Source organism: Burkholderia sp. RF2-non_BP3 (assembly GCF_001522185.1).
Classification (GTDB): domain Bacteria; phylum Pseudomonadota; class Gammaproteobacteria; order Burkholderiales; family Burkholderiaceae; genus Burkholderia; species Burkholderia diffusa.
On record NZ_LOSU01000036.1, the window covers coordinates 233,121 to 258,027 of the forward strand.

Consider the following 24,907-nt stretch of genomic DNA (forward strand, 5'->3'; position numbering starts at 1 on the left):
GGGATGAAAATGAAAAAACTGCTGTTGACCGCCGCGCTTCTCACACCGCTCGCCGCCGTCGCTGACGACGCATACGTCTACCCGTTTGCCGGCATGAAGGTCGGCGTGACCGTCGAGAACGAATTCCCGACCATCCTGTACACGGGGAAGAAGTGCGATCTGCCGCTCGCGAACGCGAAGAACATGCGACGTTACGAGTCCTACCGCGGCGTGTGGGACATCGGCTGCTGGGGCGAGACGATCGACGGCAACGCCGTAATCGTCGTGCCGCAGATGCCGACGAAATCGATGCCGCTCAACGTGCTCGCGCGCGCGGACGTGAAGCGCAACGGCGAAAACACGACGATGACCATCAAGGCACTCCCGACGTACGGGCGCTAGCCGAACCGCTTGATCACGTTGGCAGACAGTACCGCCGCCTTGTCCTTGAACGAGTCCGGCAGAACCGTGACGTCGGCTGCGAGGCAGGTCACGCTCGTGTACCACTCTTCGCCGCGCGTATCGCCGCTCACGTCCGCGAGCATCACGTAGTAGAAGCCATCATCCTGCAGCTTCGCCTGCATCTCGATCCGCTCGTTCTCGGCCTGCTGGCCGACGTTCAGGCTGTACTCGTACTGCTGGATGCTCGCGTTGTCGAGCCAGAGTAGCCGGCCGATCTTCACGCTCGGATTCAGCAGCATCTTCACCTCGATGCCGTTCGCGGTCTGCTGCGGCAGCCCGACCATGCCGGTCGCCGACGTGATCACCGGGATGTCGCCAGGCATGTACGCCGTTTCCGGCACCAGCATGACCTTCCCATCCTGGATGCTCCAGACCGTCTGCGTCGTCTTCGCAATTCCCCGCAGAAAGTCGCGCGCCATCCCGAACATCACCTTCCCGCGCGGTAGCGGGTTCGATGTCACCTTCGGCACGTAGCCGAGCGATACGCCGTATGGGTTCATCGCCGCCGTTGCCACGGACACGTGATCAGTAGCGACCGAGCCGGCCGCGAGCGTCGTGTTGACCACGGCGAAGTTGTACGCCGAGTCGCCGTCTGCCGCAGCGATGTCGAGGAACGTGTCGGTCTGGCTCTCGCGCCCCCGTCGGACCTGCTTGATCTGGCCGTCGAAGATGATCCCGTAGTTGCCCTCGTAGCCGGCCTGCAGCACGACGCGCGTGAACTCCTTCTGCGCGCGTCGCGCAGTCGTCACGGAGACGTTGTAGACCCGGATGCGCGCGGAATTTGGCGTCTGCAGGTCGCCCCGCTGCACGCGGAACACGATCCGCAGCTCGGACAGGTCGAGCGCCTCGCCGCTGTCGAAGCCGATGATCAGCGATACCTTGCGGCCGAACTGCTCAACGCTCATTGGTCCGTCACCCAGAAAACGTGCGATCCGATGCCCAGATCCTCAAACGTCGGAACGTCGTCCGGATCCTCGGCGCCCTGCACCCACATTCGCCCCTGGAACCCCAGGTGCTTGTACTGACCCAACAGGTCGATGCCAGTTACCAGCGGGATGCCTGACACCAGCGGGTTATCCGAGGCGTCCGCGATGTCCAGCACCCATCCCGCGCCGCCGGCCTTGCGATACTGGACTGTCAGGCGATAGTCGGTCCCGCTCAGCGTTACGGTGAAGCGCTCGGGCCGCGGCGAAAACGGAATCTCGAAAAAGCTCGGCATCACATACTCCCCGGCGCCACTGCGCCGCCTGGCGCCGGCGTCGCCGGCATCGCAGCCTTCGTGCCGCCGTTGCCAGTCTCGGCAGTCGACGCGGGGTCGGCCTGGTTCTCGCGCGGCGGCAGCTTCGTCACCTGCGTCGACACGATGCGGATCTGTTTGAGCGTCGCCGTCAGGATCAGCGCGCTCGACGTCTTCGCATCCACCGTGAGCCGCAGGCCCTGCAGAAGCATGTTCTGGTAGGTGCGGCGGCTCGTCGTGACGTCTAACGGTGTGCGCGCCTGCTGCAGCGCCAGCAGCTGCGAGTAGATCGCGTTGATGTACTGCGCTGACGGCAAGCCGCCGCCGTCGAACGTCGCCTCCGCCGCGCCGAGCAGCGCTTCGTAGTCGGCGTTGCTCCAGCCGCACCGCATCGATAGATCCGGCTGGCGCTTGAACGCGTGATCGGTGATCTGCGCCCCCTGCTCGACCGGATGCTCGGTGATCGTCAGCTCGTCGTTGTAGACCTCTTCGATCGCGACCTGCACCGTGATGCTGCCGATTTTCTTCGGCGAGATCATGATCATGTCGAGGATCACGCGATCACCCCCTGTAGATTGCGCACCATGTCGGCGTTCACCGCGCGCTGCTCGCGCTCGACCGCGCGGCCAGCCGCCGAAGGATCGGCCATGCCGGTCACGTGAATCTGCGTGGACTGGTGCAGCTCGACCTTCGCCGAGCCGCCGCGCGCCGCCGACTGCGCGGTTAGCGCGGCCGCCGGCTGGTACGTCGCACGTGTGTTCCGCAGCGCGGCTTCCATCTCGGCCGCCGTGATGCTCGCACGGTTGTTGCCCTTGCCAGCGTAGTAGCTGCGGCCGGTATCGGGGTCTGCGACGCTCGCCCACTCGCGCGACGCCGCGCGCAGCGCGCCGCGCAGATCATCGCTACGCCCTTCGACGTAGTCGGCAATCGCGCGCCGCTTGTTGCGCACGAGGTACTGCTCGAAGATGCGGTCCTGCAGCTTCCGGTCGAACATCTCGTCGCCGTTGAGCTTCAGCGATCGCGCCGCCTCGGCGAGCGTGCTGCCGATGATCTGGTAGCGGCCGGCCGCATTGAACTGACCGGCCCGCTGCGCCGCCATGACCTGCGCGAGCGTCATGCCTTCGAGGTTCTCGGTGCCGGCGCGGTAGCCGCCGCGCGCGCCGCGGTTGACGCTGTTGTAGTCGCCCTCACCGCGCGCGATCAGCTGGCCGAACGCCGTGTCAGCGAGGCGCGACATCGCGCCAGCCAGACCGACCGGCGCAGCGGGAGCTGCGGTCGCCGGAGCAGCGGCAGCGCCGCGCCGCGGCGTCAGCTTCGCACCGCCGCCGTCCTTCACGCTGTCGATCTCCGCCTGGGTGTAACCGCCGGTCGCGCCCAGTCCGCGGCGATCTGTTCCAGTCAGAACATCCCAGATCGACCGATACTTGCCGCCCGACAGCTGCGAAATCAGCCCGTCCACTTTGTCGCGCAGCGCGTCGCCGATCTTCCATCCGGCGAACGCAGCACCCACTGCCGCTACGGCCGTCGCGAGACTCCCGAGCACCGTCAGCAGGCCGCCGCCGGCGGCACTGGCTGCCGTCGTGGCCGCACCGGCAGCGCGCAACGCGCCCGCCATCTTCAGGATGCCGCCGGCGATCCGGAACACGCCTAGCGCCTTCAGCGCAACGCCGAGCAGCAGAATCTTCGTCGACCAGCCGTCAGTGCCGTGGTCCAGCTCGACGAACTTGTCGGCGAGCCATGCGAGCGCCGGGGCCATCGCGGCCGCAGCTCGGACGACCGCGTTCGCGATGTCGGTGACGCGGTTGGCGATCTCGTCGCCGTGCTCGTTCATCCATCGCTGAAATTGGTCAAGCTGCGGCCCGATCTTCTGCAACATCGCGCCCTCGACGCGAATCGCGAGATTCTCGAACGCAGTGCCGATACCGCGCAGTTGCGTCATGAACTGGTGCGCATCGTCCGCAGCCTTGTCCAGGCCCGTCGTCTGCGACATCTCGCGGTACTGCTTCAGGAACTTCTCGAAGTCCCCGTTGCGCATCGCGAGAAGCAGGTTCTCGTCGATGCCGAGGATGTTGCCGTACTGACTCGCGAGCCACGTCGGCTTGCTCGCCAGCGCCTTGCCGAGGTCCGACATGATGTCGACTGTGTCGCGCAGCTCGCCGTTCGCGTTGCGCGTCTGCACGCCGAGCGTCGCGAGATAGCCCTCGCCCGCGGGGTTGTTGCGCAGGAAGCGCGCGAGGTTCTCGATCGTGCCGGTGGCCGCCTCGGCCGAGACGCCCATGTTCCGCGCCGCGAACTCAAAGCCGCGCAGGTTAGCTGCCGATGCACCCGTGCGCTGCGACACGAAGTACAGGCGCTCGAGCTTCGACGCGAATGCCGCGACGCCGGCGCTCACCGCGAGGGCGGCGCCGGATACCGTGGCGATCAGCTGCTTGACGCCCTTCGTCGTGCCTTCGACGCCTTCCTTGAAGTTCTTCAGGCCCTTCTCGTCGACCTTAAAGCCGAGAGCGACCAGAAACTCGCGGATGACGACCGAATCAGCCATTTTCTCTTTCCATCTTGCGGCGGAACGCCGCGTCGTTGTCTGCCCGGACGGCAATGGAGTCGTTCATCAGCGCGACGTCGGCGAGCCCGAGCGTCCCGTCAATCAGCGACTCGTACCGGCACATCTGCGCGTGCACCGGCGCGAGCAGCCAGTCCTCGCCGCCGGGCAGCGTGCGGATCCAGCCTACGTCGCCGTCGGGCTGCTCGCTTGGCTGGTAAGCAGCCCGCTGATAAAAGGGCCGAGGTTCGCCACCACGACGCGCACGACGAGCGGCAGCATCACGTCGATGCCGATGTCGTCGAACATTGCGGTTTTGTGGGCAGTGTTCCAGACCTTCGCCCAGCCTGGCGCCTGCCATCGCTCGACAACGGACAGGCACGTGCCGAAGACGTATTCCGCGTCCTCGTCCTTCAGACCGGCCAGCGCGTCGGCGAACGGCTGCAGCACCGGCGCGATTGCGTCGACCAGCGACAGCAGCTCGCGCGATCGATCGCGCGCGGGCGCCGGCACCTCGGCGGCCGGCGCTTCCGCACCCTCGGCACCTTCCGCACCTGCGGCCAGCGCGGCGAGCGCTGCGTTCGCGCGCGCCTGCTCGCGTGCGACGTCGACCTGCTCGAGCTCGGCGTAGAACTGCATCAGCACCGGGATCATCGGCGGGATAATCGGCGCGATGCGTCGCGACACGTGGAACTGCTGCATCGCGCTCAGCTTGCCGATCGCGTACCGCACGCCGTTCAATTTGACTTCGGTCGTCATGCTCAGTACGTCCCGAGGATGTTGTCGATTTTGATCGCGTCGAAAACCCATTCGACGATGTCGCCGTCCTTCGCGTACTTCAGGTCCGGCGCCTTCTTGAACGCGCAGCTGCGCGCGGTCGCCACGTCGCCGGCAGCCGTCTGCCGAACCTCGATAAGGTTCTTGCCCCACAGGCGACTGTCGAGCGACTGCGCGTCGTACAGTGCCATCAGCTTCGCGTTGATCGGCGCGGTCTTCAGGTAGCGCAGCGTGACCTGCCCGGATTTGTCGGCGTGCAGACTGTGCATGCCCTCGCCGTCCGAGCCGATCGTCATCGTGTTCTTGTCGCCCGCGCGCACGATCGTGATGCCTTCCTCCGCGGTCGCTTCGCCGTAGCCGAGTGAGAACGCGCCGCCCGGGCCAACGATCGTCGCCGCGACGTCCTGAAAGCTGTAAGTCGTCATCTTGAGATGCCCCTATTAGCGGTTGACGTTGACGAGGATGTCGACGCTGTGGATCGCGCCGGCTTCCTTCGCCGCGACCTGGAATGCGACGGACTTGCGCGCCTCGCGATCCGCCTGCGACTGCGACGCAATCGGCGGCTGGTACACGTAGTAGCCTTTCGCAAGCGTGTCGCCTTGGTTCAACGCGCCAAAACCGTCAGAGTTCCAGACGCCCGGCGCGAGATACCCGTTGTCCACGCCAGCTTCGCAGGCCGCCGAAATCTTCGCTGCAATCTGGGCGTTTCCGCCGTCGGTCTGCGGGATCTTCGTGGGACTCTGGTACAGCAGGTTGTAGACGTCCGTCTCGATACGATTGCGGAACCAGATCGCGTTGTAGACCGAATCGATGAACAAGCCGCTCGGAGTCACGCCATACTGGATGATCGACGTGTCGTTGCTGTAGTTCACGAACACGTTGCAGTTCTTCGCCTGCAGCGTGTTCGCCTGCGTGCTGGTCAGCTGCTCGGCCGCGACGCTCGGTTCTTGCTTGAACATGAGCGTGATCGTCGTGTTGTTGCCGTCGAAGTTCACGGTCAGCAGGCGGCCGAGCAGCGACGACACTGCGTATGGCGTCGAGCTCGAGTATTGCACGGCCGTGAACTGGAGCTTCAGAGCCTTCAGCTTGCTGGCAAGATCGGTCGACACAGTCGAATCGAGCGCCTGCGGGTTCTGCGTCGTAATGCCGTAGATATGCCGCTGGTCGGCTTCGGTCAGAGTCGCGACCGCGATGTGCTGAGCATCCGTGATGGAAGCATCGGCGAAATCGAACCCGAGGAACTGGTTCGAGAAGCGGTCGAAGAACAGCGCGGCAGCGTCGACCGGTTGCTCGGGCGCGATGCCATCCGCCGGCACGCCGGCGAGGCTGCTCGTCAGGCCGAGCATCGCAGAGATGTCAGTACCGCTGCCCGGCGCGGTCGCGTAGCCGACCTTCGAGTTCGTGCCGGTCGTGTTCGACGTCACGACGAACTGCGAACCGTTCCAGACGATGGTCGCACCCGTCAGCTTCGCGTTGATCACGCTGGCGACGCCGTTGAGGTTCGTCTGTGCCGAGAAGTCCAGCCCCGTGACCGACTTCGCCACACCGTCGATCGTGATGCTGAACGCACCGGTCGTCACTACTTCCCACAGCGCGATGTCCTGCTGCGCTGCCGAAAGCACGCCGCCGCGCAGCGAGCCGGACGTCGCCGTCTTCGCCCATCGGCCGATCAACAGCTCCTTCGGCTTCGGCTTTTGATTGAAGTACAGCGCGGCAGCGTAGTACTCCGGCGTATTCGTGCCGAAGTCGGCTGTCACCTCGTCGATGCCGCCGTACGAGCGCGCTCGCTCGTTGGTATCGATGATGGCCGACGGCCCGAGAATCAGTCCGGTGTTCATATCCGCACCCTGCGCCGCGAGCGCGGCGAGGTTGATCATCACGTTGATCAGACGCGATACCGGCAATCCGTTGGACATGCTGGTCCCCTACGAGTGGATGTTCGAAACGCCAGCCACCGGCGTCGACGAGTCGGTTGTCGTCGCCACGGTGGCCGATTGGAGGTTGAGGACCGCGTAGGTCCGGGTGATCTTGCGGCGCAGCGCCACGGTCATGTCGTAGCGCCGCACCCATTGCTGGTTGACCAGGTCGGGCACTGCCCGAATCGCGCCGACGCCTACGAACGCCATGTCATGTAGCTGGAGCTGCTCGCGGTTCTGCGGGATCGCGATGCCGTCGGCGAGCCGCTGCGCGTAACCCTTCGCGCGCGGCCCATAGAACGTGCAGAGCACGTCGATGTCCTGGTGCCGGATGTACGTGTCGTGCCCGTCGCCGGTGCCGTCGTGCTGGATGGCGGGGCCGGCGTCCTGCTCCTGCTCCTGCAGGCCGAACGCGCACCAGTTCACCGACGGCTCGGGCTGCTTCGGGACGGTCTGCTGCCAGCGCGGCCGCACGAGGTCAGGCGACAGAGCCGTGATGCCAGCGATCAGATCGTGGACCAGATCGTCAAGAGCATCGTCCTCGGCCGGCGGCGCATCGACGGCTGGTGCCAGGTATCCGCCGGTCGAGCTGTCGTTCATGGGGTCATCCCGAGAGAGGCTTCAGGTCGCACGTCGCGCAGACGAATCCGCGGCCGAAGTGCGAGTAGTCGTTCACGTTCACGACGGTGTATGTGCGTCCGGCCCACACGACTTCGTCGGCGTCGTAACCCGCGCTCCCGTCGATCAGCCGGAACATCGTGTGCAGCGTGATCGAGCCGATGATTCGGCTCCCGTCAGCGTTGCGGTGCAGGATGTCGCCCTTGTCGCTCGTCACGACAGCGGCGAACTGCGTCGACGCCTCGGTGTTCTGCGCGCGGCCGTGGCCGTCGACCGTTTGCGTCATGCGATTGCAGATCAGGCCCGTGTCCATGAAATCCGGATCGAGCAGGACCTCAGTTACGTCGAGGAAGGCCATAGCGAGCGCACCAACGAAAAAGGGCCGCACACGGCGGCCCTTGGATCGGGGAGACTGGAAACTACTTCTTGCGGACCACGTACGTAATCGCGTTTCGATACTGAGCGGTGTCGACCAGCGTGTTCTCACGCGTGATGCCGCGGCGCCGGCGCGCGGCCAGCGTCGAGTCGGCGAGTTTGGGAGCGATGTTGCTGTTGATCTTCGCGCGCACACCGTTTTGCCCGGCGAGACCGGCCAGCTTCAGCCGTCGATCGACCTGTTCGAGATCGCCGTCGAGCGCCGCTTCGACACCCTTCTGGAGCTGCGGCTCGAACTTCGGCCGCGCGTCCTGCACGCCCGGCACCAGGTGCGGGCGCGCCGGGATGTTGTTGGCCGGCGAACCGTTTTCCATGATGTAGCCGATCTCGGCGTTGCTGAGCGGCTCGCCTTCGTTCTTCCGGCCGGCGGTGCTGTCGGGCACGCCGACGAGCACCTCCTTCTGCACGAGCCCGCTGATCGACTTCAGCACCTCGTCGAGGCGGTCGATTTTCATGCCGTCCATGGGATTCTCCCGATGGGTGGCGGCAGCGTTACAGCTGAATGCCGCCCGAGCCCATCATCTGCGCCAGGCTGAGATAGCGAACGCCGTACATCGTGGCGTTCCAGAAGCCGCCGTCCTTGATGGCGACGGCCGCGGTGTCGTAGCTCGCGCTCACCTTGTCGACCGCCTTCGACGACTGCGGCCCGGTTACCTGCCCGGGCACGCCGCCAACTGCGGCCGTCTTCTGGTCCTTCAGCGCGAGCGCGAGGTGGTGGGCGGTGACCAGCGCGACGCCCAGATCGGTCAGCTCGCCCCAGCGCTCAGCATTGACGAGCGACACCGCGACGGTCATCCAGAACTGGACGAGCGAGTCAGGGTACGTCGTCGTGTCGTTGAACTCGGGAAACGATTGTCGGAACTGGGCGATGTCCACGTGTCACCTTGCCAAAATGCGGATGCCGGCGCGCGCCTGCGCGGCGCGGCGCCGGGAGGCCATTATGCCTTCTTCCCGCCGCCGGACTTCTGGGTCGCGCCGTCGGCCGCGCCATCCTTCGCGGCCGCCGCGGCGTCCTTCTGGGCTGCCTCGAACGCGGCGACCCGCGCGGCGAGATCCTTCACGCCCGCCGCAACTGCAGCCTCATGCGCATCGATCGCCGCCGCGCGTTCGTCCAGACCTTTGCTGAACGTGTCGAGCTCGACACGCAGCTTGTCGAGGCGGTCCGACTCGGCCTGGAGATCGGCCTTCGCTGCTGCCAGCGCCGAAGCCTGATCCGCCGGGCCGTCTTGCGAACCGCTCGAATCGCCGGATTTCTCCGGCAGCGGGCCCGTGTGCGCCTTCGCGTACCAGTGCTCGGCGATGAAGTCCTCGACCTCCTGCACGCCGGCTTCCACGCGCCGGATGACCTCCTCGCCCTCATGGGCCAGCCGGATCGTGAACGCCGTCAGAACGTTGATCTTCGCCATGTCAGATCCCGTCCCGGTAAGCAGCCGTCGTGCCGTAGCGCCACTCGACCTGACCGATCCGCGACCAGTAGGTCGTGATCTGATAGAGCGAGCGGTACTCGAGCGGCGTGCGCTGGAGGTCCGTCATCGGGAACTGGACGTACTTCTTGTCGCTGTTGTACGCGACCATCCGGTCCACGGTGTTGAGCTGCCCTTGCGTGCCGCCGGCGCCCGCGCCGATCAGCCACTTCAGCTCGAGGATCTCCAGCGGCGTGCCCTGCTGCGTGCAGATATTGTTCTCGAGCAGATAGGTCAGGATCGACTTGCTCCCGGCATTGCTGATGATGCGCGATGCGATACCACCGAGCGTGGCCGGCGGAAGCATCAGGCGATTGGGCTTCACCTTCCAGCCGCTGGCCTGCCACGCCGACGTCAGGATTTCATTGACGTCCTTCAGGATTTCGTCCGGCGTCTTCGTGTTCCACTGCGGCGTGCCGGCCGCACCGTTCGCAACGTTCGAAACACTGCCGACGGCGCCGATCGAGTTCACCAGGCCGGTGAAGCTCATCTGCGGATCGCCGTAGTACACGATCTGGTCGAGGTCCATGTTGCGCTTCATGTTCATGGCTTCGACTTTCTGCGAGTCGATCGGCATGCCGAGCGCCTGGGACTTCACGAGCTCGGGCACGGTGTACTTGACCTCGGCACCCCACAGGCGCATCGGCTGCGGCGTCTTGCCGATGTCGACCGACGGGCCCGCGAGCGCGTTGCCCTCGTTCGAGATCCAGTTCAGACCGTTCGGGTTGATACCACCGCTCATCCCGAACGCCGAGTTCGTGAACGACGCGACTTCGTCGGCGGCCGACACGTCGCTGCGGATGTAGATGTCGCGCGACCAGGTGTACTCGACGAGCGGCTCGTTGAGCGTCTGGTCGAGGCGTTCGAGCTGACCGACGAGGAATGCGCCGGTCGAGTCGATCGTCTGGCGATCGTAGGTGTACTGCTGGTCCTGCGTACGCGCGCGGATCAGCCGGCGCGTCGCGTCCGCGACGGCCGCCGACATCGGGATCGAGGCCCCGGCCCGGCGCAGGTGCTTCAGTTCGGACATGTCCATGTAATGGCTCCAGAAATGCAAAAGCCCCGCGATTGCGGGGCTTCGGGTGAAGCGCTGTTCAGCGCCGGATCAGATGTTGACGGCGATTTCGACGATGCCGTATGCGTCGGCCGGGCCGGTGAAGTACCAGTTCGCCGGCATCGCGACGGTGTTCGTGCCGTCGGCTGCCGCTTCGAAACCACCGAGCGGCTTGCCGGCGGCCGCTGCCGCGACGCGCACGTACACCGTACCGTTCTTCGTGGCCGGCGCGGTGCCGCCGAGCGAGGCGTTGAAGTAGCCGCGCTTCAGGATGTCGGTCACGCCGCTGGTCGGCGGCGTCGACGCCCCGAGCGGATCCGTGCCGTTGCCCTGAATCGGATACGCGCGCAGGTTCACGCCATAGACGAGCGCTGCCGTGTCGGCCGCGTTGTTGATCGGCTGGATCTTGCCGTTCACCATCTTCACGGGGACGCCGAACGCCGCCGGCGGTGCCGCCGGGTCGATCAGCTGCGTCTCGATCGTGGCAACTTCGGCGCGCTGGAGGTCACCGGCAAAGCCTGCCGGCATGCGATATTGATAAGCTTGCAACGAGGGCATGTCGGCTCCTTACTTGCGGACCTTCCAGAATTCCGCGTGGATTGCGTTGATGTCTTTCCGCTCGGCCTGAGCGGAATCGTTCGTCCGGCGCTGCGTCACACCGGAGTTCTTGCTGCGCACGACCTCCGACGCTGCGTTGAAGAACGCCGCGACGGAATCGCAGGTCATGCTGGCCACGTTCGCGCCGCCGACCACCGACTTGACGATTTCGGCGTTCTCGTTGTCCAGTGCGGCGCGCAGCGCGCGGCGGCGCAGCACGCACATCGCGTCGACCGTCTTCTTGCGGACCGCCTTCGCATCGAACGTCGGCAGCCGCACGCCCGGCGCGAGGATCTCGGCGCGCGAGAGCGCGTCCTGAAACTTGTCGCGCAGCGCAGTGCTGTCGCCGGTACGCGCGCCGGTCTTGTCGTCGTCGCCTTCGCCGGCACCGTCGTTGTCCGTCGTGCCGGTGCCGTCCAGATCGTCGTCATCGCCGTCACCGTCGCCCGTCTGCGTGCCGCCGCCTTCGAGCTTCGTCACGCGCTCGGCAAGCGCATCGATCTTGCCGTTGGTGGCTTGAATCGCATCGAGCACCTGCTTGAGCGGATCGCCTTCGCCGCCGCCTGCACCGTCGTCGCCCGTGGTGGCGACGCCAGCCTTCGGATCAGCGCCGGTACCGGGCATGTGGATGTGAATCTGGGGTTGGCCGTCGCCACCCTCGCCGCCTTCGTCGCCGGTCATCTCGTTCGCGACCTTCTCGAACGCTTCCGAGTCACGCGTCATAAATGCCTTGCGCAACGCGTCGACGAACTTGGACCCTTTCTTGGTTGCCATGCTTGCATCTCCTGTCGGGAGTAGGTTGGAACTGCTATCCCCGATCGAACACACGGGGCCACAGCGGGCGCTTTTCACGAGGGCGACGTGGTTGCCCACGATCACCACCTGTCGCGCCCGCCCAGGCGCAATCTGTTCGTAGTCGGCGTCATAGCCGTTGCTGACCTGCGTGAGCGCGTCCGCGCCCTTGCTCTGGACGCGCCGGATCGCCTCCGCGTCGGTGATCAGCAGGTCGGCGAGCATCAGCTCGGCCTGGTCGCCTTCGCCTTGCCTCACGTTGCGGACCGTGCCGCGCGCCACCGACATGTAGTTCGCCGGCGTCACGAAATCCGGCGGATGGTCGATCGTGATCGGTTTGCCTTCGAAGCTGGCGAGCGTCTCGGGGCTGAACAGCACGTCGGCCGTGCGTTCGGCGACGATCACACCGTCCTTCGCCTCGATCTCGGGAAGTTCGAAGTAGGCGTAGTCCTGCGCGCCGACGCGCGCGATCGGAACGGCCTCGCAGAGCAGGAAGCCTTCCGGCGTGATCGACTGCCGCTCGCCGAGCTGTTCGGTCGCGTACACGCCCGACGCGGTGATGCCGTCGCGGGTGTGCGCGCGGGCGCGCGGCGCATGCGAGCCGCACGTGCACGCGTGGTCAGTGGTGAAAATGCGCATATCAGTCTTCGATGCTGGTTCGGACGCCGCGCGCGATGACGCTGCGGACTCGCTCGTAATCGGGCTCGGTGCGTGTGACCCGGCACCAGACGGCCAGGGCCCGGACATACAGCGGCAACCACCATGCGGTGCGCACTCGCACGCGCAACGTCGTTCGATGTGTCGGCATGCTCAGTCCACCCAGTCAGGAATCTCGACCGTCTGCCCGGCCAGTTCGTGTGTGCAGTCGCCGCAGAACTGGATCCGACCATCCGTGATGAATGAATGGCAGACGTTCCGGCGGTCGCCGGGGCCCGGCCACGACACGAGGATCGACGGCGACAACGTCGGGGCATCGACGCTGCCGTTCCAGTTCCATCGCGCTGGGTTCGGAGAATCGCAACCATGCGGATAGACGACGTGCAGCTCACTGCACGGACACTCGAACAGCAACGATCCGCTGCTGTCCCGTTTCATCTTCGCCATATCAGTCCGTCGGAAGCACGACCTCGGCCCAGCACCGGCAGTTGTAGATGCAGCCCGGATGCGCCCGCGCGCCTGACCGCTTATCCGCGACCGGCGGCTTGTCCCACGTGAAAAACTTGCCTTCCAGCTCGCGATGGTCCTCACGCACATCCGAGTCGCCCGACGTCCGCCAGAAGTAGCCTGGGCTGCCGACGTCGATCGCGCGCGCCTCGGTGAGGGTCGCGGCCGTTCGACTGACCTCGGTTCTCGCGATCGTGTCGGCCCGGCTTTTCGCGACCTGCCCAGACTCCTGAATCGCCTTCGAGATCTGCGCGGCGCGCGTGCCGTCGACGATTCCTACCAGCGTGAGCCGGTGCACGCGCTCGGCTGCGTCGAGCGGGATTGACTTGATCAGCCGCACCTGCTCGGACAGGAGCGCGCGCATCGTCTCGCCGGTGGCTACGCCGCGGATCTCTTCACGCAGTGCGCGCGACATGTCGGCCGCCTGCTTCATCCACATCTGCTCGTCGCGCCGATTCAGGTCGGCGATCATGCGCGCCGCGGTCGCTTCGGCCCACGGCGCGAGCGCTTCGGCGTACCGCCGCAGCAGCTCCTCGATCGTCGGCGCGTACGACGCGTCATCGGCCGGAAAGCCGTTCACGAGCACGCCGACCTGATGGGCGATCTTTCGCAACTGGCTGCCGTACTGCCGCTCGGCGCCGCCCAGGCGGACAGGGTTCTTGCGGCGCTCGCGCTTTCGATCTAGGGTGAGGATCATCGACGTCGGAAAAGCCTGCGAAGCAGAGAATCATTCGTCCGTGCGGCCGCGCCCGGCGCCGGACCGAGCGGAAGCGTCGGATCAATTCCCGGCGGATCCTCGCCCGCTTCGTCGCGCTCGGCCTGCTCGATAGCTTCGTCCGGAATGTCGCCGAACATGCCGGTGTCGGGCGACGACGCCTTCAGCTCGCGCATACCCTGGCTGCGCGGAATCAGGTCCGCGTCGACGGCCTTCGTCACCGAATCGACCGTCTTGTTGCCGATCTCCGCCTTCTCGGCGGCCGACATCTCCTGCAGCGGATTGAACTCGTACGAGAAATCCTCGGGCAACGGCTGACCGATTTCCGACCGGCACATCACATCGAGCAGGCTGTGCAACGGGTTGCGCAGCCGACGCTCTTGCCGCGTGTGCACCTTCTCGTGATACAGCAGGCGCGACCCTTCGCCGGTGTCGCTCAGGCCGGCCGGCTGCTGGCCGAACAAGCGATCAAGCGGGATGCCCGTCGCGCCGCTGAGCTGCATCGCGAACTGGAGCATGACGTCGGACAGACCGCTGAACGCGTACTGGTGCGTCTCGAACTTGTCGGTCGCGTCGATGAGCGTGATGCCCTCGTTCGACTGCCCGAGCCGGATCATCTCGACCTGCTTCAGCAGGCCGTTGAGCGCCGGGCCGCCGGCCGCGATGATCTCGCGCAGCTTCTCGACGCTCAGCGTGCGCAGATGCGCCTTGTAGACGAGCTGGCCGGCGCCGACCGTCGCGCTGTCGAATGCGATCAGCCGGTCCCACATCGGCTCGAGGATCGACAGCCCCCAGCCGTTTTCGCTGATGCGTTGGTAGAACGGCAGCGCTTCGCCATCCATGCGCAGCACGCGCGAGTGGTGAATGCGCCCCTGCGGCAAGCCGATCGCCGTCGGCAGCACGTCGTAGTACTTCGGCATGCCGAGATCGGGACCGAACTCGGTCACGACTTCGCCCACCGGCGGCGCAACCATCCAGCGGTCGAGCACGAGCAGGCCCTTGAACTGGCCTTTCCCGATGGTCTCGCGCCGAAGCGGCTGCGACATGTCCTGGCCGTCGATCAGCATCACGGCGATCGCGCCGCCGTACAGCTGCGCCCACTTGCCGGTGTCGCAGAGCTGATCCCAGATCGCCTTGCGTGTGAGCGCCGTCTCCATCTTGGACACGTCGGTCGGATCGAGCCCGGACATCTCGATGCCCTTGCGGGTCATGTCCTCCGGGATCGCGTCCACCGCGGCGCGCACGATCCACGATCCGCGATACGCGGCTTCCAGCCAGACGCGGTTGCGGCTCTGGTACGACAGCGTGTACTGCGCCGCCGACGCCTGGTTGTCGGCGCCCCAGCCGAGCCGCGCCTCGAAGTTGGCGAACGAGTCGACCGTGCGATGCGCGTGCGTCGCCGCCGGCGCGCGCGGCGGCCGCGTCTGTTGTTTCCGTTTCGACATTCCGGGAAATCCTGTCGTGCTCAACCGGCAAGCCGCTCCCAGACCGACAGGTCTTTCGCGCCTCCCAGCATGTCGTTGATTGCGTCGACCATCGGATCGATCTGGTCGTCGTGCATGTGCGTGTCGTCAGCGGTGAACGAGTCGCACTCGGTCAAGAAGTCGCTGACCCATGGGGCATCCAACGGGACGCCGACGTTGCCGGCGTCGATGTGGCTGACGACGTCCATCACGCGGGTCAGCTTGTCCTTCACGCGTTCGATGCCCTCGATCGGGATGCCGCCCTCGGCCTGAATGTCCTGAATCAGGCCCGTACCGCTGGACTTGTCCTCGACCTTCATCTGGCGTAGCACCGGCGCGCCCGGATCGTCGGCGCCGATGGCCGCATGCTTGTTCCAGAAGTCGATCGCGCGGCGCTTCAGCTCGGGCGCCTTCCACTTTCCGCGCACCAGGTCGATCAGGTACAGACGGTTGTCGTACCCGAGCCCCCAGCACTCGAACACGCTGTAGTCGTTGCGCTCGGCAGTCTTCTGCGCCGTGTCGGCGAAGATCTGCCGGTACTGCAACTGCGGCAGCGCGCCGTAGCGCAGGAACTTGCCGCTCTGGATGATCCCGCCGCCCAGCGGCGACGGCCGCTGCATGTACTGGCCGTTGAACACGTACGCGTCGGCCTTCTCGGACGCGAGCAGCTCATGCAGCGGCTCCTTGTAAGGCCAATAGCTGTACCGGCCGTCCGCGTCTCGCTCGTCGCACTCGACGCGATCGCGGATGTGCGCCGGCAGCTTCGCGACGTAGTCGTCCGTGATCAGCGCCGGGATCTCGATGAACTCCCAGTCGCCTGGCAGCTTGCCAGCCTTGATGAAGCCCGTCGGGTCTTCCTCAGCGAGCCGCTGCATGATCACGATGATCGGCGTGTCCGGATTCGCCTTCCGGCTCTTCACGGTGGACTGCAGCTTGCGGTTCGCTTTGTCGCGCGCGGTCTTGCTGTACGCGTCTTCGACCTTCAGCGGGTCGTCGATGATGATCGCGCCCTGCCAGCCCTCGGCCATGTGCCCGGCGCGGAAGCCGGTGATCTGCCCGCCGAGCGAGGTGGCGTACACGCCCCCGGCCTTGCGGCCGTCGATCATCACGTTCCAACGCTTCTTCGACTTCGCATCGTCGGCAATCGGGAGCGGCCAAAGCGCCTGAAACTCGCCAGATTCGACGATGTCGCGCGCCGTCTCGCTATTCAGCAGCGCCAGGTCGTCCGAGTAGCTGATGTGCAGGAACCGCGCGCGGGGATTCAGCGCAAGGCCGCGCGCGATCAGATTGACCACGACAAGCTCCGTCTTCGACGAGCCCGGCGACACGTTGATGACGACGTTCTTCAGCGTGCCGTCGATCACGCGCTGCACCGTGTCGGCGATGAGCACGTGGTGCCAGTTGACGCGGAACTTGATCGCCTGGCGGTGCTTGAAGAAGTACCGGCTGAAAAACAGGTGATCCCGCTCGCACTTCGCCTTCAAGACGGCCCGCTCGATGGCGGGGTCAATACTCGTCTTCGAGTTTGGCGACGGCGGCTGCGACCTGGCTTTCATCGACGACGACCGTCCTGTTCTCGATCGGGCCGCCGTTCTCCCCAGTGTGTTCGAGGCGCCGCCGGTTCGTGTAGGCGTCGCCGGATTCCTTCGCAGCCTGCTCGAGCAGCTGCGCCATCAGCGGCAGGTTGTTGCGCCGCTCCGCCTCCGCGACGGCACGGTCGAGCGCACGCAGGCGCACGGCGCGGTGCGACACGCCGATGCCGGACGTGTCGTTGAGGAACTTCTCGCGCGTGCGCTCGAAGATCTCGCGGTACTTCTTGCTGAGCGTTGCGCCCGCCCGCTTCGTCGGGTCGTAGCGCTCGCACTGCTGCGGCGACACCTCTACGCCGAACTCGTCGCGCACGGCCTTCGCGGTGCGCGAGATCGTGTCGAAACACGCCAGCGACTGCACGATGAACACCTTGATCGCGTCGGGAAGTGCTGCCATAGCGGGAAAACGTTCGGTTTACGCGGCCCGCAGGATGCAGGTGCCGCAGGCGCGGTCGATGTCAGCGTGGCCGACCTCCGGCGCGCGGCGGGCGGCGTCGACCAGCTTCGTGGTGTCGCCGGCGCCGCCACCGACGCCGTAGCGCCGGACGATGCCAACGAATTCCTCGACGTCGTGCCCGCGGATGCCGAGCCTCGGCATGCCGTCCTTCGTGAAGGCCGGCGCGCCGAACGCGTCGGTGCGCCGGCCGATGTGATACAGCTCATGCTCGACCAGCGCGCACCATTCCAGGTCGCTGCACTCGCGCGCGTAATGCGCGTCGAGCGTGATCAGGAACGCCGGCACGCGGCCGAACCATTCGAGGTACTGCTGCTCCTGCCGGGCGCGCTGCCAGCCACCGGCGCGGATCGTCACCTCTTCGCACTGGCCGACGACGCGCCGCATCTGGCGCACGTTCTCGACCGCCGCCCAGAGATAGGCGACGTCGGCGTCGATGAGGTGCTCGTGGTCAGGGTTGTGCAGCGGCGCGCCGTCGCGCAGGAATGTATCGTTCACCCACTCGGCAACGCCGTCGGCCGGCACGATGTGCCGGATCCAGTTCGAATCGTCTAACAGGATGTCCGGCGGCGCAGGCCGCGGCGCACGCGCCACCGGAGCGACTTCTGTTCGCTTCGAACGAGGCATGTTTTTCGCGAGTTCGGGAAGGCTAGGCACCCGGCGTAGAATCGTCGAGCCGGAATCCGCCGGCTCACGCTACGAGACAAAGATGGCAGAAATCAAAGAAATCTGGATCAAATGTCCGAACGGTCACCGATTCCGGTCGCCGATTTTTCTCGGAGACACTGAAACTTTTGACAGCGGCGTCCTGTTCGGCAACACGGCTCAATGTCCGACATGCGGTGCATTGGTTGATTGCAACAAGGAAAACATGTCGTACATCCTCGCCGACGGGAGCGGGGGTTTAGTAGGCGACGGTTTTGGAAAGAAGTGATGAAAAACCCGCGGCCATTCGCTCAGCGGGCACCTATTATGGGAGACCACCGAGATGGAACGAGAATATCAACTCAAGTACCACACGAAGCGCTGGGGGCATTCTGAGACACTGCGCATCCGCAAAACCGATGCTGGCTGGCATGTCGAGCATCTGTCATTCAAAGGAGACACGGACAAGGCTGGCAACCATTTGGTCTATGCGAATTTCGACCAGGACTACGTGAAGTACCCGACCGAGCTCGGCGGTTTCTTCGAGTTCATTTGGGGTGAACTTGACAGTGGGAACATTGACGAAGACCGCGCGCAGCAGCTTTTCGACGAACTCGGTGAGTGGGTAGCGACCTGCGAAATGAGCCAACCCGTGTGGCGTGGGTGGAACGCATAGCAAACGACAACGCCCGCTGAATTTTGCTCAGCGGGCTCCAAGATGATGCTCTGACGAAGCGTCAGATGAACCCAATGCCGGGTTTAGCGGTGAAGGACTCAGCCGACATATCGTAAGGCGAACGCCTCAAAGTATCCTCTAGCAGACGGAGGAATGCATCGTAAAACTGCGGGAAATCGGTGGCATTACGCGCAAATGTCAGCGAAGTCTCGCGGTCCGGCCCAATCGACACGTGGAACTCAGTACGAGTTGGGCGAATGCGCACGGCGACATAAAAGTTCGACTTCGGAGATGAATTCAAGGCATGCGCGAGCGTAATGCCGATCGCGGCTTCGAGCTCGCCCTTCTCGTTCATCGTATCGACGTCAAACTGCGACTCTACGTGTTCGACTCGCCCCGTCTCAGAGTCCCACTTGTACATGCGAGCCCATGGATACCTTTGTCCACCTTGCTCATAGTACTCCGGCAGACCGATCGTTTCGCGCAGCGCTTCCTTCAAGTGGGCGAGAAAAATCTGCGCTCCTTGGAAGTACTCGCGAAACTCGCTCTGACGGGCGGCATAAAGTTCGAATAGGCCTTCGGCAATGGTCTTCTCGCTACTCATTCCTATCTCCTTATAAGGGAAAGAAATGGTAACGCAAAAGGCCGTCGACTTTCGCCGAACTGGGCAATATGTCTGGTGCCAGCAGGGCGGCGGAAGCCCGTCTGCACCTTTCGGCGCGCTGGCTGATCACCTCGCTGCGTCTTTCCCGCCGGCGCAGCTAAGGCCGGGTCGAGTATAGCGCGGACACGCCACAACGAAAAAGCCCGCTGGCTTGTCGGCTCAGCGGGCTTTGGTCGCAACTCTGCAATTTGGCGAAAATCTACACCCTATCCGCCACATTTGCAAGGAGAATTTTCGCCGTACCCCTTACGCCTCAACGGCCTCCGCGATCGTCACGCTGTTTCGCTCGAAAAGCGGCGTCAGTCGCTTCACGGCTTGGTGTTCCAGCTCGACGAGTCGCTTCCGGATGATCTGCGCGTTCCGCTCGAGCGTCCGGACCGTCACGTGCGTCTCCTCGGAGATCTCCCGATACGACAGCCCATCCTGGCGCAGCCGCACCTGCGAGTGGCCCGCGATGAGCGCCATGATCGCCTTGCCATTCGTCACGGTGAGCGACGGCCGCAGGTACGTCCGCATCTCGACCAGCGCCCGTTTCCACTCGGCCGACGGCGGGATTCCCGGGTCTGCCGCGCGCGTCGCGCTCGCGGGACGCGCCGGCATGCCGCAGGCATAGCGGAGCCACACCGCGTTGCGTTCCGGCTTCAGCAGGTGATCTCGCACCGCGCCCACGACCATTGCGCACTGGGCCCGGATTTCGTCACCGCTCAGCCCGTCGAAGTTAATCGTGCCCGACGAGGTGCCGTACAGGTATTCGAGGAATTCAGCCTGCCGGTCACTGAGACGGCCGACCGATTCGAGGATCTGGATCAGCGCCAGGCGGAACTGCTGCTTCTGCCGCGGCGGCAACGACGTCACGAGAAAGCTGACGTGCAGCGCCTGTTGCGTGTTCTCGAAGATGCCGTTCAACGCACACCCCGCGTCGTCATCGCGAGTGCCTGGCGCGCGTTGAGCTCGGCCATGTAGCCCGACAGGTTGCTCGTGAAGTCCGGCCGCACGCGCGTGTCGACGTGAGAGCCCGGCGAGCGGCTCGTGCCCGCGAGCGAGTACATCCGCCCGCGGCTCTCTGAATGGCAGTCGAGCCGCGCGAGCGCGACGTCGAGCGACAGCAGCTGGCGCACCGACGAAACGGGATGCTTCAAGCGGCGTGCGAGGTCGTGCGCCGAATAGCGGATGCCGGGCTTCATGGCCGCGATCATCGCGTTGATGGTGAGTTTGCTTTTTGCTTTCAAGGCCCCGCTCCTTATGCTGACTTCAGATTCAACTCGATCGCCTCGATCCGCACGCCCGGCGTGCGCGCGTAGCGCTTCGACACCCAGAGATCGACGACCTGGCCGTCGTCGACATACACCACTCCGTTCATGCCGTCCTTCAACGCCTTGACAACGTTGTCGGCGTCGGGCTTCTTCGTCGCACCAATGGCGCCGGCGGCCGCTTCCCCCTGCCGCTTCATCGACCAGCTCGCCGGGATCGGCAGCCCGATGTGCACGATCAGGCGGACCGGGCCGGCGTACGGCGCGGCACTGCGCATCGCAGCGCGGGCAGCCATCTTCACGAGGTTCTCGTATCGCTCGGTTTTCTCGGGCGTGTAGGTCGTGACGTGCGCTCCGCGGCGCGCGAACTTCGGACGCCCCTTCGCCGCCGGGTTTCCGGGAACGACGAACTCTACGCGGCGAGCGACCGGCGAAGCCGTGATGAGGGACTGCTGGGTCATGCGGTCACCTCATCGCTCAATTCATCGGTCACCGGCACGCCGCTGATCGGTCGCAACCATGCATCCGGGCACCAGCCGTTCGTGATCTGACATGACAAGCCAGTCCGCGCGTCCATGGCCGGGATCGGTGCTGGCGCTTCGACGTACCAGCAGAAGCCGAAATGCATGTAGTCGCCGTAGGGTGCCTTCACTTCGACAATTCGGTCGCGTGCAAGGCCGCGCGTGATCACGGCCATGTCTCCGGGTTTGCAGTTCATCGCCCTTCCCCCAGCAGTGCGCCGGCCGCGACGGGCCCGGCAGTGTTGCGAAACGCGCGGTTGTGGTCGTCCCACCACGGGCCGTCACCGGCCGCGTCGAACACGCGCAGCTTGAAATCGAACGGAGGTTCCTCGCGGCCCTGCTCGATGCCGAGCGCGGCGCCGTGCTCGACGATCCCGGTCCACGAGCGCCACCAGTCGCCGACCGTGCGTGTCCCCGTCGCAGGCTTCGCGGCGCGTGCGGCAAGCAAATCGCCGAGGATCAGGTCGAGCAGGCCGACGTTCAGCGGCTGTCCGCTGCCCTCACGCTCACGACGCTTGCGCCCCGTGGCGACGGCCGCACGCAGGTCGTCGGCGGTAACGCCGCGCCCGGGCCAGGTCGCCAACCGCGCGTCATCGGCGGCGAAGCCGACGCCCGACGAGCGAAGGATTTCGACGAAAGCGGCGGCGGCGATCGGCGGTTCTTCCCCGTCTCCCTGTGCTGTGCCGCCGCCGCTTGCTGTGTTTACATCTCCCTCTCCCTCTCGCTTGCGATCGGGGGGCGAATCGGGGGGCGATTGCGTTGGTGATCGGGGGGCGATCGGATCGGGATCGCGCCGCGAATCGGATACGATTTCCCGCACCTGCTTTTTTCGCAGCCATTCGGATTGCGGGGCGATGGCTTTCAGGAGGTTCGCAGCCTCGACGATCTGGGCGCGTACGGCTACGGTGTCGACCTCGATACCCCAGCGCTTCGCATTGCCGGTGGTGCCTGACAAGCTGCTGGTCAGCTTCGAGACCCACGCTTCGAGCACCTTCTCGGCGACGACAGGGTGATACAGGCGGCCGTCGGCGCACTTCACCCAGCCGCGCAGCGCGTGTTCCTTCACGCGCTTCCAGTTCTTCGACTGAGACAGATGGCCGAGCATGCGGTCGTCGGCCGGCAGGCTCGCGGCCGGGATCTGATGCCAGCTTTCGAGCCACAACGTGATCGCGGCCGCGCGCTCGTCGCCGGTGCCGAGGATCCATGTTTCGGACGTCAACAGGCGCTTCACCTCGAGCGGCATGAACGGGAAATCGCGGAGGTTGCAGTCCGCTGGGGTGAGAGGATTCGGGAGGTCGTTCATTCGCAAAGTCCATACGCCGAGGCGCATGCGGTCGCCGGCTCGGCGTCCGCGAGAAGGTCGTACTGCCGGCCGCCGAAGGTCGTTTTCGACCACTCGACAACAGCCTCGATCGTGCTGCTCTGGCCGGCATGGGATTGCGTGCCAAGGTGGAAGAACGAGACCGGGCTGCGCGGGCGGCATACCTCGGATACCAGCCGCTCCCAAGCGGCGACCCGCTCGATATGCTCTGGAAAGCGCCGCGCGATCTCACGGATCTCGACCTTCTGAGCGTTGATGCACGGCATGCAGCCGACGCGTGACATCCCCTCGCGATACAGCGGATTCGGCGCGATGGCCGCCGCCGCGTGCGCATCGAACACGTCCGCAACGTTCCAACGCAGGATCGGCCGGAACACGGCGTAATTGCCACCGCGCCATTCGTAATGCGGGAGCCACCGGCGCGCCTCGCTTTCGTCCGCGCGCACGCCCTGCCACGATTCTACGAAGTGACCCGCATCGATCAGGCCGATCGCATACTCGGTCAACGGGTTTCGCTTCAGGTATTCGGTGCAGAACTGGCGCTTGCGCGATGGGAAACCGCCTCGAACCATGCACAGGTCAAGGAACGGGTTTCCGGTCGGGTGCAGCAGGTCGAGCGCGCGAGCGGCCGCCTCGGGCGTCCACGCGTACATGAACTCGCGCTTCCCGTACACGGCCGATTCCGGCTCGCCGGCGGCAATCCGGGCAAGGTTCGCGCGCTTCGTCGCGAACTCGTCGGTAAAATCGGCGCGCACCACGTCGACCGTGATGCCGAGCGCGCGCGGCAGGTATTCAAGCGCGTATTCGTACGTCGACTCGTGCTCGTTGCCGGTGTCGGCGAACACGGCACGAACGTTCTCGCGACCGTGCAGCTCGAGCGCGACGAGCAGCGTCGCGGTGCTGTCCTTCCCGCCCGAAAGCGAGACGACGTGAATGGTCTGGCGATCGGTCACGAAGCCTCCCAAAGCAACTTCTGCCCGCGCAGATGCGCGGCCGTGTCGATGCGCGGCCGCGCCGGCGTGTTCCAGTTGCCGCCGCCGCGCGCGCCGACGAGATGCCATCCGGCGCCCCGCAAACTGGCGCCGCTCTCGGCCGGCAACGTGTATGTGATGAGGCGCGCGTATCCGAGCGCACGGGCCGCGCGCCACGACGCGCCGTACAGCGCCGAACACGCGTTGCGCGTGCCGTCGGTACAGCAGCGCGTCACCTCGAGCGTCCAGCCGTCGTCGTTGCCGCGCGCGACCGGGCGGCCGACGATCGCGACGCCGCAGATGCCCGTGCAGTCGTCTCGTCCCATCGGCATGTCGTCGGCAACCGCGATGCTGAACTTGTGGCCGACAACGGGTGCGTGGTGCCGATGATGCTCGGCGACGAATGCGTTCGCCTCTTCGAGCGAAATCGGAACGATTACGAGGCTCATGAAGCCTCCAGCATCAGACCCGGCTGCCGCAGGCGATCCCGCTGCAGCTGCTCGTAGTCGGGGTGCAGCTCGCAGCCGAGGAAGCGGCGGCCGAGCCGCTGCGCGACCTGGCCGACGGTACCGCTGCCGAAGAACGGATCGAACACGACGTCGCCCGGCCGGCTGCCGGCGAGCACGCAAGGTTCGACAAGCGCCTCGGGGAACGTCGCGAAGTGCGCGCCGCTGTACGACTGCGTCGGGATGTGCCAGACCGAACGGCGGTTGCGCATCGTCGGCATGATCGCCATCGCTTCGTCGAAGCTAGCGTTGTTCTTCGTGCCGGCGCCTTCGTCAGCGAGCTTTCGCTTCACGCGGTCGCTCGAACGCTCGTCGGCGTCGGTGCCGTGCCCCCAGCCGACACCGCGGCCGACGGCCTTCATGTTGCCGTTCGTCTTCGCTCCGCCGTTCGCGTGCTCACTGCCGATCTGAGCCTGCACGTTCTGCGAAAGGCGCGCGTGCGTGTTCGGGCTGACCGGTTCGAGAATCGCGGCCTGGTCGAAGTAGTAGCGTTCGCTCTTGCTGAGCAAGAACAGATATTCGTGCGCCTTCGTGCAGCGGTCGCGCACGCTCTCCGGCATCGGGTTCGGCTTGTGCCAGATGATGTCCTGCCGGAGATACCAGCCTGCATCCTGAAGCGCGAAAGCTAGGCGCCACGGCTGGCCCATCAGGTCTTTTGGCTTCAGCCCGGTGCGCATGCGCGATCCAGTACCGCTGTCCTTGCGCTGCGCTGCGGCGATCTGTTGCGCGCTGATCACCGAGCGGTCCGACATCTGCCCGGTGCGCCCCTGCGCACCCCACGAGCCCGCGTATGCGTCGCCCATGTTCAGCCAAAGCGTGCCGTCGTCGGCCAGCAGTTCGCGCGCGAGATCGAACACGCCGACGAGCGTGTCGATGAACTCACGCAGCGTCGGCTCCTGGCCGATCTCACGTTGCTTGTCCGGGTGGCCGTCCGGCAGGTACGAGCGCAGCCCCCAATACGGGGGCGACGTCACGATCGTCTGCAGGCGCACGCCGTCCGCGATCATGGCGCGCATCAGGTCGCGGCAGTCGCCGCGGTGGGAGCGATCGAGCCAGTTCATGACGCCGTCCTCCCGGTTCGGTCGGTCGACGCGCATGC

General features: G+C 65.5%; 34 protein-coding genes. 3 read left to right on the forward strand and 31 right to left on the reverse strand.

Annotated elements, in window-relative coordinates:
- The first annotated feature begins 3 nt into the window (after positions 1-3).
- Positions 4-381 carry a hypothetical protein gene (locus WS45_RS20210; RefSeq protein WP_059701303.1) on the forward strand — a complete coding sequence of 126 codons (378 nt, stop codon included), beginning with the start codon at positions 4-6 and terminating at the stop codon, positions 379-381.
- On the opposite strand, the gene WS45_RS20215 is transcribed toward WS45_RS20210, so the two are convergent.
- The 22 genes from WS45_RS20215 to WS45_RS20315 all read right to left on the reverse strand — a co-directional run bounded on the left by WS45_RS20215 (position 378) and on the right by WS45_RS20315 (position 17,881).
- On the reverse strand, positions 378-1,346 hold the full coding sequence (locus WS45_RS20215) for a phage protein (RefSeq protein WP_059701306.1): 969 nt from the start codon (positions 1,344-1,346) through the stop codon (positions 378-380). The genes WS45_RS20210 and WS45_RS20215 overlap by 4 nt on opposite strands.
- Complete coding sequence (locus WS45_RS20220; RefSeq protein ID WP_059701308.1) at positions 1,343-1,660, reverse strand: phage baseplate plug family protein; 318 nt, start codon at positions 1,658-1,660, stop codon at positions 1,343-1,345. The genes WS45_RS20215 and WS45_RS20220 overlap by 4 nt, the downstream gene beginning before the upstream one ends.
- Entirely contained in the window at positions 1,660-2,217 is a 558-nt protein-coding gene (locus tag WS45_RS20225; protein WP_373559432.1) for a phage baseplate protein, read from the reverse strand. The genes WS45_RS20220 and WS45_RS20225 overlap by 1 nt, the downstream gene beginning before the upstream one ends.
- 14 nt (positions 2,218-2,231) lie before the next feature.
- Positions 2,232-4,220 carry a hypothetical protein gene (locus WS45_RS20230; protein ID WP_059701310.1) on the reverse strand — a complete coding sequence of 663 codons (1,989 nt, stop codon included), beginning with the start codon at positions 4,218-4,220 and terminating at the stop codon, positions 2,232-2,234.
- On the reverse strand, positions 4,213-4,356 hold the full coding sequence (locus WS45_RS35700; RefSeq protein ID WP_179950383.1) for a DUF6889 family protein: 144 nt from the start codon (positions 4,354-4,356) through the stop codon (positions 4,213-4,215). Before WS45_RS35700 ends, WS45_RS20230 begins: the two co-directional genes overlap by 8 nt.
- 47 nt (positions 4,357-4,403) lie before the next feature.
- The gene (locus WS45_RS20235; protein WP_059701312.1) at positions 4,404-4,976 is read right to left on the reverse strand and encodes a phage tail assembly chaperone; all 573 of its coding nucleotides are present in this window, start codon (positions 4,974-4,976) and stop codon (positions 4,404-4,406) included.
- 2 nt (positions 4,977-4,978) lie between these two features.
- Positions 4,979-5,419 carry a phage structural protein gene (locus WS45_RS20240; protein WP_059701314.1) on the reverse strand — a complete coding sequence of 147 codons (441 nt, stop codon included), beginning with the start codon at positions 5,417-5,419 and terminating at the stop codon, positions 4,979-4,981.
- A 15-nt stretch (positions 5,420-5,434) separates the two neighbouring features.
- A complete protein-coding gene (locus WS45_RS20245; protein WP_059701316.1) occupies positions 5,435-6,910 on the reverse strand; it encodes a DUF3383 domain-containing protein in 1,476 nt (491 codons plus the stop codon).
- A gap of 9 nt (positions 6,911-6,919) precedes the next feature.
- Positions 6,920-7,510, reverse strand: coding sequence for a phage neck terminator protein (locus tag WS45_RS20250; protein WP_059701318.1), 591 nt, complete (start codon positions 7,508-7,510; stop codon positions 6,920-6,922).
- A 4-nt stretch (positions 7,511-7,514) separates the two neighbouring features.
- Positions 7,515-7,886 (reverse strand): hypothetical protein, encoded by a 372-nt coding sequence (locus tag WS45_RS20255; protein WP_059701320.1) that lies wholly within the window; start codon positions 7,884-7,886, stop codon positions 7,515-7,517.
- 61 nt (positions 7,887-7,947) lie between these two features.
- On the reverse strand, positions 7,948-8,427 hold the full coding sequence (locus WS45_RS20260; RefSeq protein ID WP_059701323.1) for a hypothetical protein: 480 nt from the start codon (positions 8,425-8,427) through the stop codon (positions 7,948-7,950).
- A gap of 28 nt (positions 8,428-8,455) precedes the next feature.
- On the reverse strand, positions 8,456-8,839 hold the full coding sequence (locus tag WS45_RS20265) for a DUF4054 domain-containing protein (protein WP_046545592.1): 384 nt from the start codon (positions 8,837-8,839) through the stop codon (positions 8,456-8,458).
- A gap of 62 nt (positions 8,840-8,901) precedes the next feature.
- Positions 8,902-9,369 carry an STY1053 family phage-associated protein gene (locus WS45_RS20270; protein WP_059701329.1) on the reverse strand — a complete coding sequence of 156 codons (468 nt, stop codon included), beginning with the start codon at positions 9,367-9,369 and terminating at the stop codon, positions 8,902-8,904.
- A 1-nt stretch (position 9,370) separates the two neighbouring features.
- The gene (locus tag WS45_RS20275; RefSeq protein WP_059701331.1) at positions 9,371-10,462 is read right to left on the reverse strand and encodes a DUF2184 domain-containing protein; all 1,092 of its coding nucleotides are present in this window, start codon (positions 10,460-10,462) and stop codon (positions 9,371-9,373) included.
- Between the two features lie 69 nt (positions 10,463-10,531).
- A complete protein-coding gene (locus WS45_RS20280; protein ID WP_059701332.1) occupies positions 10,532-11,038 on the reverse strand; it encodes a structural cement protein Gp24 in 507 nt (168 codons plus the stop codon).
- Between the two features lie 9 nt (positions 11,039-11,047).
- Entirely contained in the window at positions 11,048-12,508 is a 1,461-nt protein-coding gene (locus WS45_RS20285; RefSeq protein WP_059701334.1) for a DUF2213 domain-containing protein, read from the reverse strand.
- 171 nt (positions 12,509-12,679) lie between these two features.
- Positions 12,680-12,964: a DUF6527 family protein gene (locus WS45_RS20290; protein ID WP_257140551.1), complete on the reverse strand. Its 285-nt coding sequence runs from the start codon at positions 12,962-12,964 to the stop codon at positions 12,680-12,682.
- A 10-nt stretch (positions 12,965-12,974) separates the two neighbouring features.
- On the reverse strand, positions 12,975-13,730 hold the full coding sequence (locus tag WS45_RS20295) for a phage head morphogenesis protein (protein ID WP_059701339.1): 756 nt from the start codon (positions 13,728-13,730) through the stop codon (positions 12,975-12,977).
- The gene (locus WS45_RS20300; RefSeq protein WP_059701340.1) at positions 13,727-15,193 is read right to left on the reverse strand and encodes a DUF1073 domain-containing protein; all 1,467 of its coding nucleotides are present in this window, start codon (positions 15,191-15,193) and stop codon (positions 13,727-13,729) included. The genes WS45_RS20295 and WS45_RS20300 overlap by 4 nt, the downstream gene beginning before the upstream one ends.
- Positions 15,194-15,213: 20 nt before the next feature.
- On the reverse strand, positions 15,214-16,767 hold the full coding sequence (gene terL / locus WS45_RS20305; protein ID WP_059701341.1) for a phage terminase large subunit: 1,554 nt from the start codon (positions 16,765-16,767) through the stop codon (positions 15,214-15,216).
- The gene (locus tag WS45_RS20310) at positions 16,718-17,197 is read right to left on the reverse strand and encodes a DUF2280 domain-containing protein (protein WP_059701342.1); all 480 of its coding nucleotides are present in this window, start codon (positions 17,195-17,197) and stop codon (positions 16,718-16,720) included. Before WS45_RS20310 ends, terL begins: the two co-directional genes overlap by 50 nt.
- Before the next feature lie 18 nt (positions 17,198-17,215).
- Positions 17,216-17,881, reverse strand: coding sequence for a putative metallopeptidase (locus tag WS45_RS20315; RefSeq protein ID WP_059701343.1), 666 nt, complete (start codon positions 17,879-17,881; stop codon positions 17,216-17,218).
- Positions 17,882-17,963: 82 nt separating this feature from the next.
- Between WS45_RS20315 and WS45_RS33795 the strand changes: the two genes are divergently transcribed.
- Positions 17,964-18,188 carry a hypothetical protein gene (locus WS45_RS33795; RefSeq protein WP_082721992.1) on the forward strand — a complete coding sequence of 75 codons (225 nt, stop codon included), beginning with the start codon at positions 17,964-17,966 and terminating at the stop codon, positions 18,186-18,188.
- A gap of 54 nt (positions 18,189-18,242) precedes the next feature.
- Positions 18,243-18,575 (forward strand): hypothetical protein, encoded by a 333-nt coding sequence (locus WS45_RS20320; RefSeq protein WP_059701344.1) that lies wholly within the window; start codon positions 18,243-18,245, stop codon positions 18,573-18,575.
- 61 nt (positions 18,576-18,636) lie between these two features.
- Here the strand turns inward: WS45_RS20320 and WS45_RS20325 are convergent, their stop codons facing one another.
- The 9 genes from WS45_RS20325 to WS45_RS20365 all read right to left on the reverse strand — a co-directional run bounded on the left by WS45_RS20325 (position 18,637) and on the right by WS45_RS20365 (position 24,869).
- Complete coding sequence (locus WS45_RS20325; RefSeq protein ID WP_059701345.1) at positions 18,637-19,179, reverse strand: hypothetical protein; 543 nt, start codon at positions 19,177-19,179, stop codon at positions 18,637-18,639.
- 306 nt (positions 19,180-19,485) lie between these two features.
- Complete coding sequence (locus WS45_RS20330) at positions 19,486-20,145, reverse strand: hypothetical protein (RefSeq protein WP_059701346.1); 660 nt, start codon at positions 20,143-20,145, stop codon at positions 19,486-19,488.
- Positions 20,142-20,468, reverse strand: a complete 327-nt coding sequence (locus tag WS45_RS20335) for a hypothetical protein (protein ID WP_059701347.1) — start codon at positions 20,466-20,468, stop codon at positions 20,142-20,144. The genes WS45_RS20330 and WS45_RS20335 overlap by 4 nt, the downstream gene beginning before the upstream one ends.
- Positions 20,469-20,479: 11 nt before the next feature.
- Entirely contained in the window at positions 20,480-20,950 is a 471-nt protein-coding gene (locus WS45_RS20340) for a RusA family crossover junction endodeoxyribonuclease (RefSeq protein WP_059701348.1), read from the reverse strand.
- A complete protein-coding gene (locus WS45_RS20345; RefSeq protein ID WP_059701349.1) occupies positions 20,947-21,207 on the reverse strand; it encodes a hypothetical protein in 261 nt (86 codons plus the stop codon). The genes WS45_RS20340 and WS45_RS20345 overlap by 4 nt, the downstream gene beginning before the upstream one ends.
- On the reverse strand, positions 21,204-22,340 hold the full coding sequence (locus WS45_RS35885; protein WP_218921639.1) for a DUF1376 domain-containing protein: 1,137 nt from the start codon (positions 22,338-22,340) through the stop codon (positions 21,204-21,206). The genes WS45_RS20345 and WS45_RS35885 overlap by 4 nt, the downstream gene beginning before the upstream one ends.
- Complete coding sequence (locus WS45_RS20355; RefSeq protein WP_179950388.1) at positions 22,310-23,284, reverse strand: phosphoadenosine phosphosulfate reductase domain-containing protein; 975 nt, start codon at positions 23,282-23,284, stop codon at positions 22,310-22,312. Before WS45_RS20355 ends, WS45_RS35885 begins: the two co-directional genes overlap by 31 nt.
- The gene (locus WS45_RS20360; RefSeq protein WP_059701351.1) at positions 23,281-23,751 is read right to left on the reverse strand and encodes an XF1762 family protein; all 471 of its coding nucleotides are present in this window, start codon (positions 23,749-23,751) and stop codon (positions 23,281-23,283) included. The genes WS45_RS20355 and WS45_RS20360 overlap by 4 nt, the downstream gene beginning before the upstream one ends.
- Entirely contained in the window at positions 23,748-24,869 is a 1,122-nt protein-coding gene (locus WS45_RS20365) for a DNA-methyltransferase (RefSeq protein ID WP_059701517.1), read from the reverse strand. Before WS45_RS20365 ends, WS45_RS20360 begins: the two co-directional genes overlap by 4 nt.
- Between the last annotated feature and the right edge of the window lie 38 nt (positions 24,870-24,907).

Coding starts and splice junctions, on each gene's coding strand:
- WS45_RS20255 (WP_059701320.1), bottom strand. CDS start 7,886: ATGGCCTTCCTCGACGTAACTGAGGTCCTGCTCGATCCGGATTTCATG.
- WS45_RS20270 (WP_059701329.1), bottom strand. CDS start 9,369: ATGGCGAAGATCAACGTTCTGACGGCGTTCACGATCCGGCTGGCCCAT.
- WS45_RS20220 (WP_059701308.1), bottom strand. CDS start 1,660: ATGCCGAGCTTTTTCGAGATTCCGTTTTCGCCGCGGCCCGAGCGCTTC.
- WS45_RS20260 (WP_059701323.1), bottom strand. CDS start 8,427: ATGGACGGCATGAAAATCGACCGCCTCGACGAGGTGCTGAAGTCGATC.
- WS45_RS20215 (WP_059701306.1), bottom strand. CDS start 1,346: ATGAGCGTTGAGCAGTTCGGCCGCAAGGTATCGCTGATCATCGGCTTC.
- WS45_RS20315 (WP_059701343.1), bottom strand. CDS start 17,881: ATGCCTCGTTCGAAGCGAACAGAAGTCGCTCCGGTGGCGCGTGCGCCG.
- WS45_RS20325 (WP_059701345.1), bottom strand. CDS start 19,179: ATGAGTAGCGAGAAGACCATTGCCGAAGGCCTATTCGAACTTTATGCC.
- WS45_RS20295 (WP_059701339.1), bottom strand. CDS start 13,730: ATGATCCTCACCCTAGATCGAAAGCGCGAGCGCCGCAAGAACCCTGTC.
- WS45_RS20340 (WP_059701348.1), bottom strand. CDS start 20,950: ATGACCCAGCAGTCCCTCATCACGGCTTCGCCGGTCGCTCGCCGCGTA.
- terL (WP_059701341.1), bottom strand. CDS start 16,767: ATGAAAGCCAGGTCGCAGCCGCCGTCGCCAAACTCGAAGACGAGTATT.
- WS45_RS20245 (WP_059701316.1), bottom strand. CDS start 6,910: ATGTCCAACGGATTGCCGGTATCGCGTCTGATCAACGTGATGATCAAC.
- WS45_RS20275 (WP_059701331.1), bottom strand. CDS start 10,462: ATGGACATGTCCGAACTGAAGCACCTGCGCCGGGCCGGGGCCTCGATC.
- WS45_RS20300 (WP_059701340.1), bottom strand. CDS start 15,193: ATGTCGAAACGGAAACAACAGACGCGGCCGCCGCGCGCGCCGGCGGCG.
- WS45_RS20310 (WP_059701342.1), bottom strand. CDS start 17,197: ATGGCAGCACTTCCCGACGCGATCAAGGTGTTCATCGTGCAGTCGCTG.
- WS45_RS20360 (WP_059701351.1), bottom strand. CDS start 23,751: ATGAGCCTCGTAATCGTTCCGATTTCGCTCGAAGAGGCGAACGCATTC.
- WS45_RS33795 (WP_082721992.1), top strand. CDS start 17,964: ATGGCAGAAATCAAAGAAATCTGGATCAAATGTCCGAACGGTCACCGA.
- WS45_RS20365 (WP_059701517.1), bottom strand. CDS start 24,869: ATGAACTGGCTCGATCGCTCCCACCGCGGCGACTGCCGCGACCTGATG.
- WS45_RS35885 (WP_218921639.1), bottom strand. CDS start 22,340: ATGCGCCTCGGCGTATGGACTTTGCGAATGAACGACCTCCCGAATCCT.
- WS45_RS20230 (WP_059701310.1), bottom strand. CDS start 4,220: ATGGCTGATTCGGTCGTCATCCGCGAGTTTCTGGTCGCTCTCGGCTTT.
- WS45_RS20235 (WP_059701312.1), bottom strand. CDS start 4,976: ATGACGACCGAAGTCAAATTGAACGGCGTGCGGTACGCGATCGGCAAG.
- WS45_RS20240 (WP_059701314.1), bottom strand. CDS start 5,419: ATGACGACTTACAGCTTTCAGGACGTCGCGGCGACGATCGTTGGCCCG.
- WS45_RS20250 (WP_059701318.1), bottom strand. CDS start 7,510: ATGAACGACAGCTCGACCGGCGGATACCTGGCACCAGCCGTCGATGCG.
- WS45_RS20285 (WP_059701334.1), bottom strand. CDS start 12,508: ATGCGCATTTTCACCACTGACCACGCGTGCACGTGCGGCTCGCATGCG.
- WS45_RS20345 (WP_059701349.1), bottom strand. CDS start 21,207: ATGAACTGCAAACCCGGAGACATGGCCGTGATCACGCGCGGCCTTGCA.
- WS45_RS20225 (WP_373559432.1), bottom strand. CDS start 2,217: ATGATCTCGCCGAAGAAAATCGGCAGCATCACGGTGCAGGTCGCGATC.
- WS45_RS20320 (WP_059701344.1), top strand. CDS start 18,243: ATGGAACGAGAATATCAACTCAAGTACCACACGAAGCGCTGGGGGCAT.
- WS45_RS20210 (WP_059701303.1), top strand. CDS start 4: ATGAAAATGAAAAAACTGCTGTTGACCGCCGCGCTTCTCACACCGCTC.
- WS45_RS20290 (WP_257140551.1), bottom strand. CDS start 12,964: ATGAAACGGGACAGCAGCGGATCGTTGCTGTTCGAGTGTCCGTGCAGT.
- WS45_RS20280 (WP_059701332.1), bottom strand. CDS start 11,038: ATGCCCTCGTTGCAAGCTTATCAATATCGCATGCCGGCAGGCTTTGCC.